General features: G+C 72.4%; 15 protein-coding genes and 1 pseudogene. 8 read left to right on the top strand and 8 right to left on the bottom strand.

Going from position 1 to position 19,368, the window contains the following annotated elements:
- A partial coding sequence (locus tag ACLBXO_RS30060) for a S8 family serine peptidase (protein WP_447687690.1) occupies positions 1-2,130 on the bottom strand: 2,130 nt, incomplete at its 3' end.
- A 457-nt stretch (positions 2,131-2,587) separates the two neighbouring features.
- On the opposite strand from ACLBXO_RS30060, the gene ACLBXO_RS30065 reads away from it, so the two are divergent.
- Both ACLBXO_RS30065 and ACLBXO_RS30070 read left to right on the top strand, forming a co-directional pair.
- On the top strand, positions 2,588-3,643 hold the full coding sequence (locus ACLBXO_RS30065) for a helix-turn-helix domain-containing protein (RefSeq protein ID WP_331316068.1): 1,056 nt from the start codon (positions 2,588-2,590) through the stop codon (positions 3,641-3,643).
- A 1-nt stretch (position 3,644) separates the two neighbouring features.
- Positions 3,645-4,823: a transporter substrate-binding domain-containing protein gene (locus ACLBXO_RS30070; RefSeq protein ID WP_447687691.1), complete on the top strand. Its 1,179-nt coding sequence runs from the start codon at positions 3,645-3,647 to the stop codon at positions 4,821-4,823.
- A gap of 26 nt (positions 4,824-4,849) precedes the next feature.
- On the opposite strand, the gene ACLBXO_RS30075 is transcribed toward ACLBXO_RS30070, so the two are convergent.
- The 6 genes from ACLBXO_RS30075 to ACLBXO_RS30100 all read right to left on the bottom strand — a co-directional run bounded on the left by ACLBXO_RS30075 (position 4,850) and on the right by ACLBXO_RS30100 (position 11,603).
- Positions 4,850-6,223 carry an LLM class flavin-dependent oxidoreductase gene (locus ACLBXO_RS30075; protein WP_447687692.1) on the bottom strand — a complete coding sequence of 458 codons (1,374 nt, stop codon included), beginning with the start codon at positions 6,221-6,223 and terminating at the stop codon, positions 4,850-4,852.
- Positions 6,223-7,461: an SfnB family sulfur acquisition oxidoreductase gene (locus tag ACLBXO_RS30080; protein ID WP_331316062.1), complete on the bottom strand. Its 1,239-nt coding sequence runs from the start codon at positions 7,459-7,461 to the stop codon at positions 6,223-6,225. The genes ACLBXO_RS30075 and ACLBXO_RS30080 overlap by 1 nt, the downstream gene beginning before the upstream one ends.
- Positions 7,462-7,471: 10 nt before the next feature.
- The gene (locus ACLBXO_RS30085) at positions 7,472-8,713 is read right to left on the bottom strand and encodes an SfnB family sulfur acquisition oxidoreductase (protein WP_447687693.1); all 1,242 of its coding nucleotides are present in this window, start codon (positions 8,711-8,713) and stop codon (positions 7,472-7,474) included.
- Between the two features lie 206 nt (positions 8,714-8,919).
- Positions 8,920-9,573 carry a methionine ABC transporter permease gene (locus tag ACLBXO_RS30090; protein ID WP_447687694.1) on the bottom strand — a complete coding sequence of 218 codons (654 nt, stop codon included), beginning with the start codon at positions 9,571-9,573 and terminating at the stop codon, positions 8,920-8,922.
- Between the two features lie 78 nt (positions 9,574-9,651).
- Positions 9,652-10,803 (bottom strand): methionine ABC transporter ATP-binding protein, encoded by a 1,152-nt coding sequence (locus ACLBXO_RS30095; RefSeq protein WP_447687701.1) that lies wholly within the window; start codon positions 10,801-10,803, stop codon positions 9,652-9,654.
- Positions 10,803-11,603, bottom strand: coding sequence for a MetQ/NlpA family ABC transporter substrate-binding protein (locus tag ACLBXO_RS30100; RefSeq protein WP_447687695.1), 801 nt, complete (start codon positions 11,601-11,603; stop codon positions 10,803-10,805). The genes ACLBXO_RS30095 and ACLBXO_RS30100 overlap by 1 nt, the downstream gene beginning before the upstream one ends.
- Positions 11,604-12,392: 789 nt before the next feature.
- Between ACLBXO_RS30100 and ACLBXO_RS30105 the strand changes: the two genes are divergently transcribed.
- The 6 genes from ACLBXO_RS30105 (at position 12,393) to ACLBXO_RS30130 (ending at position 19,116) form a co-directional block, all read left to right on the top strand.
- Entirely contained in the window at positions 12,393-13,616 is a 1,224-nt protein-coding gene (locus ACLBXO_RS30105) for a metallophosphoesterase family protein (protein ID WP_447687696.1), read from the top strand.
- 67 nt (positions 13,617-13,683) lie between these two features.
- Complete coding sequence (locus tag ACLBXO_RS30110) at positions 13,684-14,952, top strand: arsenic transporter (protein WP_447687697.1); 1,269 nt, start codon at positions 13,684-13,686, stop codon at positions 14,950-14,952.
- Between the two features lie 30 nt (positions 14,953-14,982).
- On the top strand, positions 14,983-15,942 hold the full coding sequence (locus ACLBXO_RS30115; protein WP_447687698.1) for a DMT family transporter: 960 nt from the start codon (positions 14,983-14,985) through the stop codon (positions 15,940-15,942).
- Between the two features lie 13 nt (positions 15,943-15,955).
- Entirely contained in the window at positions 15,956-17,353 is a 1,398-nt protein-coding gene (locus ACLBXO_RS30120; protein ID WP_331316053.1) for a TAXI family TRAP transporter solute-binding subunit, read from the top strand.
- A gap of 1 nt (position 17,354) precedes the next feature.
- Entirely contained in the window at positions 17,355-18,764 is a 1,410-nt protein-coding gene (locus tag ACLBXO_RS30125) for an adenylate/guanylate cyclase domain-containing protein (RefSeq protein WP_447687699.1), read from the top strand.
- A gap of 112 nt (positions 18,765-18,876) precedes the next feature.
- Positions 18,877-19,116 (top strand): hypothetical protein, encoded by a 240-nt coding sequence (locus ACLBXO_RS30130; protein WP_447687700.1) that lies wholly within the window; start codon positions 18,877-18,879, stop codon positions 19,114-19,116.
- 117 nt (positions 19,117-19,233) lie between these two features.
- Here the strand turns inward: ACLBXO_RS30130 and ACLBXO_RS30135 are convergent.
- Positions 19,234-19,368, bottom strand: a pseudogene (locus tag ACLBXO_RS30135) (3-phosphoglycerate dehydrogenase); the annotation flags it as partial.

A 19,368-nucleotide genomic window follows, 5' to 3' on the forward strand; every position in this document is an offset into this window, starting at 1 on the left:
GGAGGCGGTGAGGCTGGCGGTCTGGGCGACGGCGACGAGGCCGGCATTGGCGAGGGGGCCGGCGAGGCTGTAGCTGCCGCCGCCCGTGACGGCGAGGGTCGCGCCGGCGGCGTTGGCGAAGGTGCCGGCGCTGGTGACGGTCCCGGACACGGCGAGCAGGCCGGCATTGTTGGCGATGGCGCCGTCGATGCGGCCGGCGCTGGCCAGCACGGTGCCGGCATTGGTCAGGCCGCCGCTGATGGTGCCGCTGGTGGCGAGGAGGCCGCTGTTGGTCACGCCGCCGCCGATGGTGCCGGTGTTGAGGGCCGTGCCGGCGTTGGTCAGTCCGCCCGCGAGGGTGCCGGCGTTGAACAGGCTGCCGCTGTTGGTCATGCCGCCGCCGATCGCGCCGGTGTTGAGGGCTGTGCCGGCATTGGTCAGCCCGCCCGTAATGGTGCCGCTGTTGGAAAGCGTGCCGGTGTTGGCCACGCCGCCGGCGATCACGCCGCTGCTGAGCGCCGTGCCGGCATTGCTTGCACCTCCTGAGATGGTGCCGGTGTTGATCAAGAGGCCGGCATTGCTGACGCCGCTCTGGGTCCAGCCGGCATTGAGATAGGTGCCCGCACTCTGGACGGAGACCGATGAGGTCAGGCTACCGCTGGCGGACAGGAACAGGGTGCCGCCGGCGACGGTGGTCGGTCCGGCATAGGTGTTGGTGCCGGCGAGTTCGAGGGTGCCGAGCCCGACCTTGGTCAGGCCGCCGACGCCGGAGATGTCGTTGGCGAAGCGGCCGTAATAAGCCTGTCCGTTGTAGGTGGTGTTGACGGTCCAGTCGGAGGTGAACTGGCCCGGTCCGTCGATGGCCTTGCCGAGGTTGAGCAGGCCCCAGCCGTAGACATCGTTGGGTCTGTCGGCGGGTCCGTCACCGAGATGGGTGGCGGTGGTGAACATGGTCTGGGCGATCTGCGGCGCGGTCAGGAACGGGAACGCCTGACGCAGGACAGCGGCGGCACCGGCCACGTGCGGTGCGGCCATCGATGTGCCTTGTAGAGATCCATAGTTCGAACCGTTGTAGATCTTATTGCCGTTGACGTCGAAGCCGCTGTAGCCCTGTCCGACCTGCACGGTTGAGAAGATGTCGACGCCTGGTGCTGCGATGCACCACGCCGCTGTAACGCCGCACCAGTTGCTGAAGCTAGCGATCTGCTTGTTTCGATCGACGGCAACCACCGAAACGATGAAGCCGTTAAGTTTCGAGAAGTCAATTTTACTTTGATCGACGGGGCCGGTCGGCGCATAGTCAGGGCTGAAATTACCGTTGGGATCGGTTCCAGATCTTGTATAAAATTGATAAATGCCGCTGCTGGCATTTTCCGGTTTGATAAATGGATAAAATGCGGCTCCACTCGGATCCTGGGTTACGTCGGGTTGTGTTTTTCGATCATTGCCTGCGGCAAAAACCATGAGCACGTCATGCTGTGCAGCTTCACTAAGAGCTTGAGCCTGATATATATCTGATGTGTCGTACTCTTGACGCTCCAATTTTCGATAGGTTGGGTTTGGCAGTCCGTTGACATTCGGAGAGGACGTGACAGGTCCATAACTACCATTCAGGACTCGAGCATTGTTCTGGGTTGCGGTCTCGATCGCGTCAATTGTGTTACGTAGATCAAACAATGATATAATATTGCTATCGAATGCAACTCCCATCATCCCGGTGCTATCGCGAGCGGCGCCAATTGTGCCGGAGACGTGAGTTCCGTGACCGTCTTTGATGTCAGTATCGTAAAGGAAAGACGGATTCAGGCCTTGAATGAAATTGCGCGATTGGCCGGAAATTCTTCGGTTAAATTCTGGATTTGTGGGATCGATCCCGCTGTCAATGACTGCAACCAATACGCCTAGTCCGGTATAACCGCGGGCATACGCGGTGGCTGCGTTGATCGCCGCCAAGCCCCAATCGGCTCGATACTCCGGCGTGTCGAACTGGCTTGCCGTCAACGGAACGCCGAACGCATCGAAGGTCGAAGGCGAGCGCGCCGGCACGGTCTGCGCCGCCACAGGTCCGAGAGCCAGCGTGAGCGTCGCGAGCGAGCTGCCGACCAGCAATCCGAGGCGCACGGCACCGCGCCGCCGCGTTCCGGCGCCCATGCCCCTGCTCGGATCACAGGATCCGGTCGTGTTCTCTGCGTCGCTATACTTCTGAATCACTGAAATGACCCCGCCCCGTCCGTTTCGGACTTTGGGATGGGGTTAGAAAACGCGGCCTTAACGCACTATCGCCGGGCTGCCACAGTCGGGGCCGCGCGCGACATTCTGGTACGGCAATCCCCCTTTCTGGGACGGAAGGAACCATCCGGCGGCTCGCGTGTCAGGATTGATCCGAAGGTCGCGGCCGCGGCGCCCCGATCCGGCGGCCCCCGCGTCGAATCGCACGCCGCCGCGACAAACGACAGTGTACAGCCGCTCGGGTCGGCGGAAGACGGGGGGACTGTCCGGGTGGACACGGCTAACGTGCGGGATGACCGGACCGCGTTGCCACGCGTCACCTTGGGGCAGACCCTCGTTCTTCATCGGTCGTGCTAACAGCAGGTGGCAGGCTCTACGTATGTCTTCCGAGGAGAGAAACCGGGACCCGGACGCGGCACCGGCCGGGGGTGAGGCTCCGGGCGGCGAGGTCGCCTGCCTGCGGTTCGAGCCGCCGGAGGATCGAGAGGCGCTCGGCCGGGCGTGGCAGGACCACCTCGCGCCGATCTTCGACGTGAGCTTCCGCCCGGAGACCGACCTCTCCGTCCCGATCGCGATGCGCAGCTACCATCTCGGCGACCTGCTGGTCGGCGACGTGGTGGCGCCGGCCCACACCCTCGTGCGGACCCGGGAGATGATCGGCCAGCAGGGCCTCGACCACATCCTGCTGCAGTTCTACCGGCGGGGGCAGAGCCGCGTGGAGACCGATCAGGGCACCGGCCCCGTGAACGAGGTGCAGTGCATCGTCTTCGACCTCGCCCAGCCCGTGCGCATCGTGGCGGCCGCCGTCGACGCCACGAACGTCGTGATCCCCCGCGCCCTGCTGGAGAAGCAGGGCTGCCACCCCGACGCCCTGCACGGGCGCCCCCTCGACCACGACGGCGACCCGTTCGGGCGGCTGGTCCACAATTTCGTCGCCAACGTCGTCGCCTGCGGCGACCTCCTCGACCGCCGCGAGGCCCTGGCGGCCTCGGCGGCGATCACCCAGCTCTGCGCCAGCTGGCTGCGCGGGCAGGAGGAGGGGCGCCCCTCCCAGCACCAGGACATCCGGATCCGGGTCCGCCGCCTCGTCGAGGCGGAACTCGGCAACCCGAAGCTGACGCCCGCCCTGATCGCGACCCGGCTCGGCCTGTCGCGCTCGACCCTGTACCGGCTGTTCGCCCCCAACGGCATCGTGGCGTATATCCGCGACCGCCGCCTCATGGCGGCGATGCGGATGCTCGTGCGCGACGATGCCCCCAAACCCCTGCGCATCTCGCAGGTCGCCTTCGCGGTCGGCTTCTCGGACGAGCGGACCTTCCGGCGGGCGTTCAAGCGCCGGTTCGGCTTCATCCCGAGCGACGCGTCCCAGCGCCTGGAGACCGGCCCCGAACCCGCGCCCGGCGCCGTCCTGCGCAACTGGATCGAGAGCCTCTGACGTGCCGCGCCGGCCGGCCGGCCGGCGGCGCGCCGGGGCCCTGTCCCTCTTCCTGTGCCTCGGCCTTTGCTTCGCGGCCGCCGCGCCGCTCGCCGCGGATCCCGTCCGGGTTGAGACCCGGGAGGCGGCGCCCGCGCTCCGCACCGGCGAGCCCGAGACGTGGCGGGTCGCGACCCATCCGGTGCCGCCCCTGGTCATGGACGCGGACGGCCGGCTGCGCGGGTTCAGCATCGATCTCTGGAACGCGATCGCGCGGGATCTCGGCGTCCGGACGGCCTACCTGCGCGTCGACGACCTGCCGGCGCTGTTCGCGGCGGTCTCGGACGGGCGCGCGGACCTCGCCATCGCGGCGGTGTCGATCACCGCGGAGCGCGAGCGGCGCTTCGACTTCTCCGTCACGATGCTGGAGACCGGCCTGCGCATCGCCGTCCGGTCGGAGCCGGACGCGACCGGCTCGGCCACCGCGCGAGCCCTCCGGGCGCTCCTGAGCGACGCCGCCTTCCTGCAGGTCCTGCTGGGGCTCGCCGCCCTGATCCTGGCGGTGGCGGCCCTGGTCTGGTGGCTCGAGCGGCGCCATCCCAGCGGCATGGCGGCGCGCTCGGGACCGGCGCGCGGCTTCGCCCACGTCGTCTGGTGGGCCCTGAGCAGCCTCGCCGCCCAGGCGGAGGAGATGCCGCGCAGCCCGGTGGCGCGGGCCGTCACGGTGCTCTGGCTGTTCACCTGCATCGCCCTGGTGGCGTGGTTCACCGCGGGCCTGACCAGCACGGCGACCGTGGAGCGCCTGCGCGGCGCGATCAACGGCCCGCAGGACCTGCCGGGCAAGCGGGTGGGCACGGTCGCCAACACCACCTCGGTCGCCTACCTGGCGGACCATTTCGCCACGCCGGTGGGTTTCGCGACCCTGGAGGAGGCCTGCGCGGCGCTGGAGGCCGGCACGGTCGCGGCGGTGGTCTACGATGCCCCGGCCCTCAGCTACTACGCGACCCGGCCCGGCCACGAGGCCCTGCGCCTGGTCGGCACCGACTTCAACCGGCAATCCTACGGCATCCTGTTCGCGGCCAGCGATCCCCGGCGCAAGCGCGTCAACCAGGCCCTGCTGGGCCTGCGGGAGGACGGCCGCTACGACGAGATCTACGGCCGCTGGTTCGGCTCCGAGAGCGGCGAGTCCCAGGGCCGCTGATCAGGGCCGCTGATCAGGGCCGCTGGTCAGGGGCTCCGAGGCGCGCCGCGGTAGGCCTCGGCCGGGTGGCGGGCGGGCAGCCGGTCCCCCTGGCCGAACAGCTTCGCCCGCAGCGAGCCCTCGGCGTAGGCGGTCTTGTAGAGGCCGCGATCCTGCAGCTCCGGGATCACGAGGTCGATGAAGTCGGAGAAGCTCTCCGGCACGACGATCCGGCTGAGGTTGAAGCCGTCGACCTCGCCCTCCGTGATCCAGGCCTGGAGTTCATCGGCGATCGTCACGGCGTCGCCGGTGAGGACCGCGTAGCGGCCGCCGAGCCGCAATTCGCCGAGGAGGTCGCGCTTCGTCAGCCCGCGCCTGGCCGCCGCCGCGGTGGCCGACTGGATGGCGTTGCCCGGCGCGTAGGGGATCGGCTCGTCGAGGCCGTAGCGGGCGAAGTCGATCCCCGTGGAGGCGGAGAAGTGCGCGAGCCCCGCCTCCGGGCTCGCGTAGGACAGGTACTCGTCCCGCTTGGCCTCGGCCTCCGCGCGGGTCCGGCCGGGGATCACCGCGAGGCCGACGAACACCTTCACGTCGTCGGGCTCCCGGCCGGCCGCGACCGCCTCGGCCCGGATGGCGCGGACGGATTCGCGGGCGGCGGCCGGGTCGCGGGCCGAGATGAACACGCACTCGGCGTGGCGCCCCGCGAAGGCGCGGCCGCGGCCCGAGGCGCCCGCCTGGTAGAGCACCGGCGTGCGCTGGCGCGACGGCTCGGACAGGTGGTAGCCCTCGACCGCGAAGAACGCGCCCCGGTGGGCGACCTTGCGGATATGGGCGGGATCGCTGAACACCCGGGCCGCCCGGTCGCGGCGCACCGCCGCGTCGTCCCAGCTGCCCTCCCAGAGCCGGTAGAGCACCTCCAGGTACTCGTCGGCGTAGTCGTAGCGCCGGTCGTGCGCCGGCAGCGTGCCGCCGCTCTGGGCGCGGTGGGCGCTGTCGAGGTAGCCGGTGACGACGTTCCAGCCGATCCGGCCGCCCGTCAGGTGGTCGAGGGTCGAGAGGCGCCGGGCGAAGGTGTAGGGCGCCTCCTGGTGGACGTTGATCGTCACCCCGAAGCCGAGATGCTCGGTCACCGCCGCCATGGCGGAGATCATCGCGGTCGGGTCGTTGACCGGGAGCTGCACGGCCTCCCGGGCGGTCACGTCGATGCCGCCGCCGTAGACGTCGTAGACGCCGATGATGTCGGCGATGAACAGGCCGTCGAACAGGCCGCGCTCCAGGAGTCTCGCCTGCTCGGTCCAGTAGGACAGCGTGTTGTAGTCGGCCGAGCGGTCGCGCGGGTGGGTCCAGAGCCCGTGGTTGATGTGGCCCGGGCAGGTCATGGTGAAGGCGTTCAGCAGGATCTGCTTGGTCGCAGCTGGCATCAGAGCGCTCCGTGCCGGGGCGGCCGCCGGCCGTCGAGGTGGTAGGCGCCGATCCAGTGGTACTTCCAGCGCACCGGATCGTGCAGGGTGTGGGTGCGGACGTCGCGCCAGTAGCGGTCGAGCGCCTCGGCCCGGTCGGTGGCGGCGGTGCCGCCGAGCTCGAGGAGCTTGTTGGCCGCGAGCAGGCCGGCCCGGTGGCTCGCCGCCCGGGCCTCCGCCACCGCCACGGAGGCGGCCGCGACGCTGTCGGCGTCGGGGGCTTCCCGCGCGGCGTCCACGTAGCGGCCGGCCCGCGCCAGCAGGGCGTCGGCCGCCGCGAGGCGCACCTGGACGTCGCCCAGCGCGTGGAGGGTCAGGGGATCCTCGCTCGCCCGGGCGACGCCGGAATCGATCCACGGCCGGGCGCGGTCGCGCACGAAGGGCAAGGTCGCCGCGAAGGCGCCCGCGCCGATGCCGAGATCGATCCCGGCGTGCAGGATCTGCGCGAAGGGGCCGATGGCGGTGGGCCGCTCCAGCGAGGCCTGGAACGGCACCACCCAGTCGGGCTCCACGGCGACGCGCTCGAACAGGACCGAGCCCGAGCCGGTGAGCCGCTGCCCGAACCCGTCCCAGTCGTCGACCAGGGTCACGCCCGGCGCGTCCCGGGGGACGAAGACGAGGTAGGCGACCGCCCGGCCGTCCTCCTCGGCGTTGGCCAGGGTGGGGATGCGGTGGGCGTAGAGCGAGCCGGTGCAGTAGTCTTTGCGGCCCTCGACAGTCCAGCCGGCCGGGCCGCGCACGAGCCGGGTGCGGCGCGCATGGTCGCGCGCGCCGGTCTCGGCGAGCGCGTTGCCGAAGCGCTCGCCCGCCAGGACGCGGCCGTAGAGGGCGCGCTTCTGGGCCTCGGTGCCGCCGTTGCGCAGCACCTCCAGGGCGTAGAAGTGGTTCTGCGGGATCTGGCCGAGGGAGCCGTCCGCCGCGGCGATCCGGGCGATCACCTGGGCGACCGTGGCGCTGTCGAGGCCGGGGCCGCCGTATTCACTCGGCACCGTGATCGCCCAGAGGCCGGATTCGGTGAAGCGCGCGATCTCGGCGACCGGCAGGCGGCGCTCCAGGTCGCGCTCGGCGGCGGTCTCGGCGAAGTCCTCCGCCAGCCGGTCGGCGACGGCGAGCGCCGCGGCGGCGTCCGGAAGGATCGGCACCGGGCGCGGCGGCGCGGGCGCCTGCGTGAAGGCGGTCTCGTGGGGCTGGAGCGGCATCGCCCGGTCCTCAGTTCCACTGGTGCCGGGCGGGCAGCGCGCCGTTCAGGGCGTGGTTCCCGAGGAGGTGGTACTTCCACCGCACGGGGTCGTGCAGGGTGTGGACCCGGGCGTCGCGCCAGTACCGGCTGAGATTGTACCCGTCGCGGGTCGCCGCGGCGCCGGCGAGCTCGAGCAGCCGCTCGGAGGCCTCCAGGGCCGCCTCGGTGGTGAGGATCTTGGCCTGCGCCACCGCCACCGAGGCCTCGGCCGCGCTCTGGGCGGTGACGGGGGCCGCGGCGATCCGGTCGAGCGCCCTTCCGGCCCGGGCCAGGACCTCCTCGGCGGCGTGCAGGTCGACGGTGAGCCGCCCGACCTCGCCGAGGATGTGGGGATCCTCCGCGACGGTCTCGGCGGTGAAGGGATAGGGCCGGGTCCGGGTGCGCAGGAAGTCGAGGGCGGCGGCGACCGCGCCCCGGGCGAGCCCGGCGTCGATCGCCGCGTGGATCAGCTGCGAGACCGGCCCGAACAGGCCCGGGCGCCCGGCCAGGGGCGCGAGGTCGATCGTCAGCTCCGCCTCGACCGGCGCCTGCGCGAAGATCACGCTGCCGCTCGCCGTGGTGCGCTGGCCGAAGCCCTGCCAGTCGTCGACCACCCGCACGCCGGGGGCGTCCCGGCGCACGAAGACCAGGAGCGGCCCGCCGTCGGGGCCGACCGCCCGCGTCGGGATCCAGTGGGCGAAGAGCGCGCCCGTGGAGTAGAAGCGCGTGCCGCTGAGCCGCGGGCGCTCCGGACCGGCGGAGAGCCGCGTGTCCACGCCGGTGATGGCCTTGCCGTCGCGCGCGGGGCCGGCATTGCCGATCCGGTGGCCGGCGAGCACGTCGCGGTAGATCCGCGCCTGCTGGGCGGGGCTGGCGGCGGCCGCGACCAGCGCCAGGACGCCGAACTGGTTCTGGGGGATCTGCGCCGCCGAGCCGTCGGCGGCGGCCAGGATCGCGAAGACCTCCGCGAGCGTCGCGTGCGAGACCCCGGCGCCGCCGTGTTCGCGCGGCACCGTGATGCCGCCGAGCCCGCTCTCCGTGAAGGCCGCGATCTCCGCCCAGGGCAGGCGCCGGTCGCGGTCGCGCTCGGCCGCGCCCGCCGCGAAGATCCGGGCCACGGCCCGCGCGGCCGCGAGCGCCTCGGCGTCCGAGCGGATCCGGTGCGGGGGCGACGGCGGCGGGGGCATCGGCTCGGCCGGGTCGGTAACGGGATCGTCCAGGTGCAGGCTCATACGGTTTCCGGTTGACCGCTTCGGTTGAGACGTCCCACCGTCATCGCGGGCGCTGCGAAGCGACCCGGGACAACGCGCGGTTGGAAGACGCAGGTCTGCCTGGATGGCTTCGCTCCGCTCGCGCGGACGGCGCTGTCGAGGTCATCGACCGGGGACGCCCGTGGGTGCGGACTCCCGGTCGGATCGCCGACATCTGACGGGGTCGCTCAGCGGGCCCGGAGCCGCCGCACCGCGGTGTCGCCCGCGAACTGGACCGCGCACACGAGGGCGATCAGGATCGCGATCACCACCACCATCACGGTGGTGTCGAAGCGCTGGTAGCCGTACCGGATGGCGACGTCCCCGAGACCGCCCGCGCCCACCGCGCCGGCCATCGCGGAGGCGCCGATCATCGCCACCACCGTGATGGTGAAGCCGGCCACGATGCCCGGCAGCGCCTCGGGCAGGAGCACGTGGGCGAGGATGTGCCGGCGCCGGCAGCCGATGGACTGGGCGGCCTCGATCAGGCCCGGATCCACCTCCCGCAGCGACACCTCGGCGATCCGGCCGAAGAACGGGGTCGCGCTCACCGAGAGCGGCACGATCGCCGCCCAGACGCCGATCGTGGTGCCGGCCACCAGCCGGGTGAACGGGATCAGCGCCACCAGCAGCACGATGAAGGGCACGGCCCGGAAGCCGTTGACCACGGTTCCGACCACCCGGTTGGCCGTCGGCGCCGCGAAGATGCCGCCGGGGCCGGAGGTGACGAGGAACAGCGCCAGGGGAATGCCGGCGACCACGGCGATCCCGGCCGAGACCCCGACCATGAGCGCGGTGTCGAGGAAGGCCTGCCAGAGGCGTTCGATCATCTGCGGCGACATGGCGGGCCTCCGGGGTCGGGGTGGTGGGGCGGCGGTGCATCGGTCGGGGTATCGGGGGAGGAGCGGTCCCGCATCGTCTCACCCCACCGCCGCGTCGGCGGGGACGTAGCCGACCCGCTCCACGTCGCCGCCGAGCGTCCGCAGCCGCGCCTCCGCGCCCGGATCCTCGGCCGGGACGGCCACCAGCATCCGGCCGACCGCGTGGCCCTGGATCCGCTCGATGCCCGCCTGGAGCAGCCGCACCGGCGCCCCGGCCCCCGCGAGGCCCGCGAGATCCGGCGCGGCCCGGCCCGAGCAGGTGATCCGCAGGATCGCCCAGCCGCCCGGCGCGGGCCGCGGCTGCAGCCGGGCCGCCAGATCCGGCGGCAGCCCGCGGGTCAGGGGCTCGAGCAGCGCCCGGGTGGTCGGGTGCTCGGGCGCCCCGAACACGCGCCAGACCGGCCCGGTCTCGACGACCCGGCCGCCCTCCAGCACCACCACGTCGCTGCAGATCTCGCGGATCACGCTCATCTCGTGGGTGATCAGGATGACGGTGATCCCGAGCCGCCGGTTGATGTCGCGCAGCAGGTCGAGGATCGCCAGCGTCGTCTCCGGGTCGAGGGCGGAGGTCGCCTCGTCGCAGAGCAGGATCTCCGGATCGCTCACGAGCGCCCGGGCGATGCCGACCCGCTGTTTCTGGCCCCCGGAGAGCCGCGACGGGTAGGTGTCGGCCTTGTCCTCCAGGCCGACGAGGCGCAGGGCCTCCGCGACCCGCGGGCCGACCGCGTGCCGGGGGACGCCCGCGACCGTCAGCGGCAGCGCCACGTTCTGCCGCACGGTCTTGGCCGCCAGCAGGTTGAAGTGCTGGAAGATCATGCCGATGCGCCGGCGCAGCGCCACGAGCCCGTCGGTGTCGAGGGCGTCGATCGGGGCGCCGTCGACCAGGACCCGGCCCGAACTCGGCGCCTCCAGCCGGTTGACCGTGCGCAGGAGGCTCGACTTGCCCGCCCCCGAGCGGCCGATGATGCCGAAGATCGCGCCGGCGGGGATCGCGAGGTCCACCCGGTCGAGCGCCTGCACCGGCCCGGCGGCCGAGTGGTAGGTCTTGGAGACCGCCTCGAACCGCACCGTTCCGGTCTCCCGGCCGGGCGCGAGGGCCGGCGCCCGGGCGGCCGCGGCGCCCGGGCTCGCCCGCCCGGCCGCGACCGGCGTACCCGGATCGCGCAGGCTGTCGAAGATCAGGCCGACCATCAGTTCTGCCACGCCAGCAGGTAGAGCTTGTCGCTGTTGGCGAAGGACTTGCGGATCTGCTGTTTCACGGCCTCCGAGGTCTGGAAGAGCGTCACGAATTTCCGGATCACGGGGTCCTCCTTGCGGGCGGCCTTGGTGACGAAGCTCACGGCGAAGCGCCGGTCCTCGATACCGGAATAGATCAATCCGCTGGTCGGGTCGAAACTGCCGGCCGCCACGATGAAGTGCGGGTAGCCCAGGGCGAGGTCGACGTCGCCGGTGATCCGCGCGAGCTGCGGCCCCTCGACCTCGGTGAACCGCAGTGTCTTCGGGTTCTCGACGATGTCGTCGAGGGTGCCGAGGAAGCCGACGCCGTCCTTCAGCGTGATCAGCCCGGCCTTCTGGAGGAGCAGCAGGCCGCGGCCCTGGTTCACCGGGTCGTTGGCGATCGCCACCGTGCCGCCTGCCGGGATCTGGTCGAAGCTCTTATGCTTCAGGGAGTACAGGCCGATATTGGACAGGATCCCGAGCCCGACGATGTCGAACGCGTAGCCCTTCTGCTTGGCGGCGTTCTCCATGAAGGGGCGGTGCTGGAAGAAGTTCACGTCGATGTCGCCGGCGTCGAGGGCGACGTTGGGCGTCGTCCAGTCGCTGAACTCGACCACCTTGACGTCGAGGCCCTCGGCCTCGGCCTCCCGGGCCGCGACCGTGACGGCGTCGCCGTAGGCGCCGGGCACGACGCCGACCCGGAGGGACTCCGCCCCGGCCGGCAGGCCTCCGAGGCTGAGCGCCGCGACGGCGAGGAGATGCAGGAACTTCATCGGGCGGGACTCTGGCTGGGATGGGCGGGGGCAAGTCCGGCGGCCCGGTCGCGGCGGACCGCTCCGCATCCGAAGGCGAGATCCGGAAGCATCTGGGAACTATCCATCAGGTCGACATGCGCCGTCACACGGGGAGGATTGTCTCGCGTCAGATTTAGATCAGCCCGGCCCGCCCCGAAATTCCAAAGATCTTCGTTCGACGACACGAACGATCTCCCGATCTCCCGGACCGGAGATGCGCATCCTGTGCGCCCAGCGGGGCGCTGGGCCGAAACGAGCCTTGTCGGACCGGATTGAACCTGAGATTATCCAGTTATCGCAACGGCTTGGTGAGGATCATGCGCGTCCGCGAGCACTTCGCGAGCACGCCGTGAACGAAACCTTCTGCGACGGAAGCGATCCCCGGGATGAGCCTCCCCGGGCCGGGGAGATGCTCCGTCGCCCGGTTCCCGCGGCCTGATCCGGCGCGTGCACCGAGCCGCGCCGATGCGCCCGCCGGCCGCGGGTTCGGCGGCCGACCATGTCGGAAACTGTCGGGTGAGACGACAGCGAGTGTCTGCTTTCACGACACTTCCGATCGACCGGCCGCCGATCGGGCCGGCGCTCACGAAAATGTAGGGTCCCGACGGCGCGCGCCCTCCCCCGGGGCCGGAACCCCGCTGTCTCCGAAACGTCGGGCCGGTCGCGAGCACCGCGGCCGATTCCCGGCCGGGGTGGTCGGGCCTGTCCGGGGGGCACGATGGCTCAGGGGAATCACAGACCGCGCGCGGGCGCGCCAGCGGGCGCGCCATGACGGCGAGCCACGGCGTGTTCGCCTTCGCGCATATCGGCGACCTCCATCTTGAGCGCGCCGAGGACCGCCACGCCGCCGACCTGCGGGCGATGCTCGCGGAGGTCGCGGGGCTGCACGAAAGCGGTCTCCTCGACTTCGCCTACCTGCCCGGCGACCTCGCCGAGGACGGGCGGGCGGAGCAGTACGCGGTCCTGCGCGAGGCCCTGGACCGGCACCCGGCCCTGCCGGTGCGCCTGATCGCCGGCGACCACGACCGGCAGCACGGCACGATGGCGGATTTCGACGCTCTGTTCGCCGCGGTCGCGGGCAGCCCGCGCGGCGGCGGTCACGCGGCGCGGTGCCACGACCTGCCGCGCCCGCGCGACCCGGTCTCGGTGACGCACTACTACTTCGCCGAGACCTGGGCGGGCGTGCGCTGCCTGTTCCTCGACATGGTCAGCCCCGGCTACGGCCAGAAAGGCTTCGGCCTCGACTTCCGCCTCGGGCCCCACCAGCTCGCGTGGCTCGGCGAGGAGCTGGCCCGGGCCGAGCGGGAGGGGCAGCCCTGCGCGGTCTTCGCCCACACCTACCCGGACGATCTCTGCGTGCCCGACGAGCGGGCGGCGCTCGCCGGCCTGATCCGCCATCACGGCGTGCGCCTCGTCGAGATGGGCCACACCCACTACAACGAGCTCGCCCCGGACGGGCGCACCCTCTACGCCGCGGCCCGCTCGGTCGGCCAGAACGAGGACGGCTCGGTCGGCTACGCGGTCGCGGCCATCGACGGGCCGGTCACGAGCTGGCGGTTCAAGCCCCTCGACCGGGCGCTGCCCTTCGTGATGATCACGAGCCCGGCCGACCGGCGCCTCGCCACGGCGCCCCTCGACGCCGCCGACGGCACGATCTCGGTGCGCGCCCTCGTGCTGTCGGACCGGCCGCAGGCCGCGTGGCGCTGTCACCTGCGCGTCGACGGCGGCCCGGCCCACCCGATGGTGCCGGACGGCCCCCGGACGGTCCACGCCCGCATCCCCTGGCGGGACGGCGCGCGCCGCCTCGCCGTCACGGTGACGGACGGCGCCGGCCACGCCGATACCGAGGTGATCGAGCCGGTGGACCGGGGCTTCGTGCCGCCGCCCGCGCACGAGCGCCCCGGCAGCGACGCGTTCCGCCTGCCCGCCTGGCCCGAGAAGGGGCTCCGGGGCGACCAGCTCGGGCCGAACCGCAACGGCCGGGACTGGTAGCCGGACCCACCCGAATCGCCGCACACCGCACCGCACGATCCACCCCACCAGAGGACCACCGCAACCGATGGGCGCGCTGACGCTGACCCCCAACATCGCGACCTGGACGATCGCCGCCCTCGCGACCCTCGGCGTCATCCTGCGGCCGTTCGCGTGGCCGGAGGCGATCTGGGCCGTGCTCGGCGCCGGCGCCCTCGTGGCCCTCGGCCTGCTCGCCCCCGCCACCGCCTGGGACGGCGTGCTGAAGGGGACCGACGTCTACCTGTTCCTCGTCGGCATGATGCTGATGTCGGAGGTGGCCCGGAAGGAGGGCCTGTTCGACTGGCTCGCCTCGATCGCGGTGCGCGCCGCAAAGGGCTCGGCGACGCGGCTGTTCACCCTCGTGTACCTCGTCGGCACCGTCGTGACGGTGTTCCTGTCGAACGACGCCTGCGCGGTGGTGCTGACGCCCGCCGTCTACGCGGCCACCAAGGCCGCCAAGGTGGAGAACCCCCTCCCCTACCTGTTCATCTGCGCCTTCATCGCCAACGCGGCGAGCTTCGTGCTGCCGATCTCGAACCCGGCCAACCTCGTGGTCTTCGCCGAGCACATGCCGCCGCTGGTGCGCTGGCTCGGCCTGTTCGCCCTGCCGTCCGTCCTGGCCATCGCGACGACCTACGCGGTGCTGCGGCTGACCCAGGCCAAGGCCCTGCGCGGGCAGCAGGTCGCCACCGACGTCGAGGCGGTGTCGCTGTCCCGCACCGGCCTCGTGGCGGGGATCGGCATCGTGGCGACCGGCGGCGTGCTGATCGGGGCCTCGGCGCTGGGCCTCGACCTCGGCCTGCCGACCTTCGTGGCCGGCCTCGCCACCACGATCGTCGTGCTGGTGCTCAAGCGCGGCGGCCTCGTCGAGGTCGCCAAGGACGTGTCGTGGAGCGTGCTGCCGCTGGTGGCCGGGCTGTTCGTCCTCGTCGAGGCTCTGGAGAAGACCGGCGTGCTGGCGATGCTGGCGGACCTCCTGAAGGGCTACGCCCACGCCGCCCCGGAGGCCACCGCCTGGGGGGCGGGCGGCCTGGTCGCGGTGCTGTGCAACCTCGTCAACAACCTGCCGGCCGGGCTGATCGCGGGCGCCGCCGTGCAGACCGCCCACGTGCCCGAGAGGGTGGCGGGCGCGATCCTGATCGGCGTCGACCTCGGTCCGAACCTGTCGGTGACGGGCTCGCTCGCGACGATCCTCTGGCTCACCGCCATCCGCCGCGAGGGCCAGGATGTCGGCGCCTGGACCTTCCTCAAGCTCGGCCTGCTGGTGATGCCGCCGGCCCTCGCGCTGGCGCTCGCCGGCCTGCTCCTCGTCTGATCCTCCCCCCGCCAACCCGAAGGTCCGCGCGTGACGGCTGCCCTCCTCTATCCCTTCATCCTGGTGGCGGGCGCGCTGCAGGCGATCGGCAACGCCATGAACGCGCAGCTGCGCGGCCGCATGGTCAATCCGTGGCTCGCCGCGACGGTGTCGTTCCTGCCGATCGTCTTCGTGTTCACGACCCTGTTCCTCACGATGCCGACGCCGCTGCCGAGCCTCGATTCCCTGGGCAAGATGCCCTGGTACGCGCCGCTGGGGGGCCTGGCCGGCGCGGTGGCGGTGTTCGGCGGGCTCGCCTTCATCGACAAGGTCGGCGCCGGGCCGTTCAACGGCCTGACGCTCACGGCCAACATCCTCACCTCCCTGGCGATGGACGCGCTCGGCCTGTTCGGCCTGCAGGCGGCGGGCTTCAAGCCGATGCCCTGGCTCGGCGGCCTGCTGATGGCGGTGGGCGTGACCTTCATCGCGCGCTCAGGGGGCAAGAGCGCGGGCGGCGAGGGGCACGGCGAGGGGCACGGCGAGGGGCACGGCGAGGGGCACGGCATGTCGGGCAAGCTGCTCTACCCGTTCATCCTCGTGGCCGGCGCCCTGATGGCGATCGGCGTGGTCTGGAACGCGCAGCTGCGCGGCGCCCTGGAGAATCCCTGGCTCGCCGCGACGGTGTCGTTCGTGCCGGTCGTGTTCGTGTTCGCGCTGATGTTCCTGCTGCGGCCATCGCCGCTGCCGACCCGGGACGACATCGCGGGCGTCCGCTGGTGGATGCCCCTCGCCGGCCTCACCGGGGCGGTCGCGGTCTTCGCCGGGCTGCTCTTCGTCGACAAGGTCGGGGCCGGCGCCTTCAACGGCCTGCTGATCACCGCGAACCTCCTGACCTCGGTGGCGCTCGATCATTTCGGCTGGTTCGGCATGAAGCGGGTCGAGGCCGGCCCGCCGCGCCTGATCGGCGCCGCCCTGATGGTCGGCGGCATCGTGCTGATCTCGCTGTTCTGAGCGCCCCGGGCCGATGGCGACCCTGCCCGCCTGGATGCTGCGCCGGGAGACCCTGCTCCTGGCCGGGGCCGCCCTCCTGGGCGCGGGCGGTGTCGCGGCCTGGGTCCTGCTCCAGGCGACGGTTCTGACCATCGCGGTCGCGCCCCGGGACGGGACCGAGCCCGGCCTGATCAAGGCCTACGCGGACGCGCTCGAGGCCGCCCGCGAGAATGTCCGCCTGAGGATCCTGTCCTTCGACGACGTGCGCGAGAGCGCGGCCGCCCTGCAGGACGGGCGCGCCGACCTCGCCGTGGTCCGCCCCGACGTGCTGCTCCCGACCAACGGCCTGACCCTGGCGATCCTGCGCGACCAGGCGATGGTCATCGCCTCGCCCGAGCAGGCCGGGATCACGAGCTTCCCGAAGCTCGCCGGCAAGCGGCTCGGCATCGCGGCGCACCGGGATGCCGATCTCTGGCTGCTCCGGAATCTCCTGGGCTATTACGGGCTCACCCTGGAGGAGGCCGCCGGCCCGGCCCGGGACTCGACGGTCCTGCTGGTCCCGGTCGATCAGGAGGCGGTGGCCGGCGCCTTCCGCGAGAAGCGGATCGACGCCTTCGTCAGCATCATCGCGCCCTCGGCGCCGAAGGCGCTGGCCCTGGTCTCGGCCGTGCAGGGCGTCGCCCGCGGCGGCAAGGTGGCGTTCGTCGCCGTGGAGGATGACGGCGCGGTGATCGAGCGCTTCCCGCGGCTCCAGGCGGTCACCGTCCCGGGCGGCCTGTTCGGCGGCCGCCCGAAGCTGCCGGCCGACGACGTGAAGACGGTGGGCGCCTCGTACCGGCTGATGGCCCGGGCCTCCCTGAGCCGGGTCGTGGCGGCCGACGTGACCCAGCAGCTCTTCGAGAAGCGCAGCGCCGCCGCCCTGGCGACGGACGCCGCCGAGTACGTCCAGGCCCCGGCCTACGACACGACCGTGGCGGCCACGAGCGCCCGCATCCCGATCCATCCGGGGGCGATCGACTATTACGAGCGCGACCAGCACGGCTTCATCGAGCGCTACGGCGACACGCTCTACCTCCTCGGCGCGCTGGCGGGCGGCCTCGTCTCGGTGCTGGCCTGGATCCGGCAGCGCCTCGCCAGCCTGCGCCGCGAGCGCATCGACGAGCTCCTGGACCGGCTCCTCGAGATCGCCGGGCAGGCCCGGGCGCTGCGCGACCCGGCGGCGATCGAGGCGCTCACGGCCGAGGTCGACGCGCTGGCCATGGACGTGGTGCGCTACGCCCGCGAGCGGGAGCCGGACACCCGGACCATGTCGGCGGCGTCCGTCGCCATCGACACGGCGCGGGCGACCATCGCGGATTGCCGGGCGCGGGCGGCCGACGAGGGAGGTCGGACCGGGCGGCCCGTCCGGCTGCACGGCGCGGGCGGGGCCTGACATGTCCGTTGCAGCCAACGTGCCCGCACCGGACCGGGCCGATCCCGCGCCGGACGTCGCCTCCGTCCGGGCGCGCGTCGCGGCGCGGGTGCAGCGGTCCCTGCGCTCCCGCACCGTGGCGTGGATGACCGTGGGGTTCGCCACGATCCTGGCGATGACCGCCATCGCGCTGGGCGCCTTCGTGTACCAGCAGCGCGGCGTCGACGCCGTGCGCCACACCGTGGCGGTGGACGGGCGCCTCGCCCGGGTGCTGTCGGCGGTGCAGGACGCCGAGACCGGTCAGCGCGGCTACCTGCTCACCGGCGACGAGGCCTTCCTGCTGCCCTTCACCGAGGGGCGGCTGAACGTCGACCGCCAGCTCGACTGGCTGCGCGACCTCGTCCAGGACGATCCCGACCAGCGGGGCGAGCTCGACACCCTGGCCGGGCTGATCCGCCGGAAGCTCGACGAGCTCGGCGCCAGCGTCGCCCTCATGCGCGCCGGCGACGGCGCGGCGGCCCGCGCCTCCGTGGCGGACGGGCGCGGCAAGCAGGTGATGGACGCGATCCGCGAGCGCGTGCGCCGCATGGAGGCGCACGAGGCGCAGCGGATGGAGCGGCGGCAGGCGATCGTGTCGCGGATCGCCCTGGCCATCTGGGGCATGGTCGGGATTCTCGCGGTGGTGTTCCTGCTGTTCGCCGTCTCGGGCCTGCGGGAGGCGACCCGGCGCAACCGGCTGTCGCGGTTCCTGCCGCAGGAGCTGGTCCTGCGGCTCGCCGACGGCGACGGCAGCCTGAAGGCCGGCCGCCGCCAGCAGGCCGCCATCGTGTTCGTCGACATGCGCGGCTCGACCACGCTGGCCGAGAGCCTGGATCCGCACCGGCTCTCGGAGTTCCTGTCCGCCTTCCGGCGGCGGGTGACGCGCCTCGCCCGCCTGCGGGGCGGGGTGGTCGACAAGTTCATCGGCGACGGCGCCCTGCTGGTGTTCGGCCTGCCCGAGCCCCGGCCCGACGACGCCGCCCGCGCCCTCGCCTTCGCGCAGGACGTCGTCGCGGTGATCGCCCGCTGGACCGACAGGACCGGGCCCGCGCAGACCGTGCGCATCGGCGTCGGCGTCCATTACGGCGAGGTGTTCTGCGGGATCATCGGCGAGGAGGCGCGCTACGAGTTCACCGTGCTGGGCGACGCCGTCAACGTCGCCGCCCGCCTCGAGCAGGCGACCAAGCTCCACGGCGTCCCGATCCTGGTCTCCGAGGCCGCGCGGCGCGCCGCCGGGGCGCCGGCCGATGCGTGGCGCGAGGTCAGCCGCGAGCCCCTGCGGGGGCGCCGCGAGCGCATGGCCTACCATACGCCCGCCGGCCCGGGACCGGTGGGCGCGGATGCCGGGCGGGAAGAAGATTCGCCGCTCCCGGCCGTCGAGCCGGCCCTCTGAGAAGAACCTGTCTGTCGCTGTGACTGGACGGAGAACAAGCATCTCCACTCGCAGCGAAATACGAAAGACGCCTCCATTGCGAACGGGCACGCCGAGCGCGACATTCGCCATCATGCGCAGCGTCTCCGAAAACCAGTCGCCGGCCTTCGATCCGTTCGGCGAGCCCGTCGCCGACGGCGTCGCCCGCGCCTGCCCGGCCGCCATGGCCGGCGACCGCACCGCGCGGCGCGTCGGCGGCGCGGTGTTCTGGACGCTCGCCCTGGCGATCCTGGCCGGCCGCGTCTACGCCTACGATCTCCCGGCCGTGCAGGCCGTCGCCTCGCACGCCGCCCAGGTGCTCGCCCTGCGCTGAACCTCCCGGTCAAGCCCGTCGAAGGCGCCCGCGCGGTGCGCAGGTCGCGCGGGCGCGCGCCGTTTCCGGAGAGCGAGGCCGCGGCCTCGGCGCGCGGGCCGCGGGGACCCTCCCGGTTCAGTCCCCCGTGAGGTGGCGGCGCACGGCCCGGGCCGTGACGGCGGAGACGCGCACGTTCGATTCCTGCGTCACCCCGGCGATGTGCGGCGTGAGGATCAGGTTCGGCACGTCGGCGAAGACGGCGCCCGCCGC

Source organism: Methylobacterium sp. C33D, assembly GCF_053345825.1.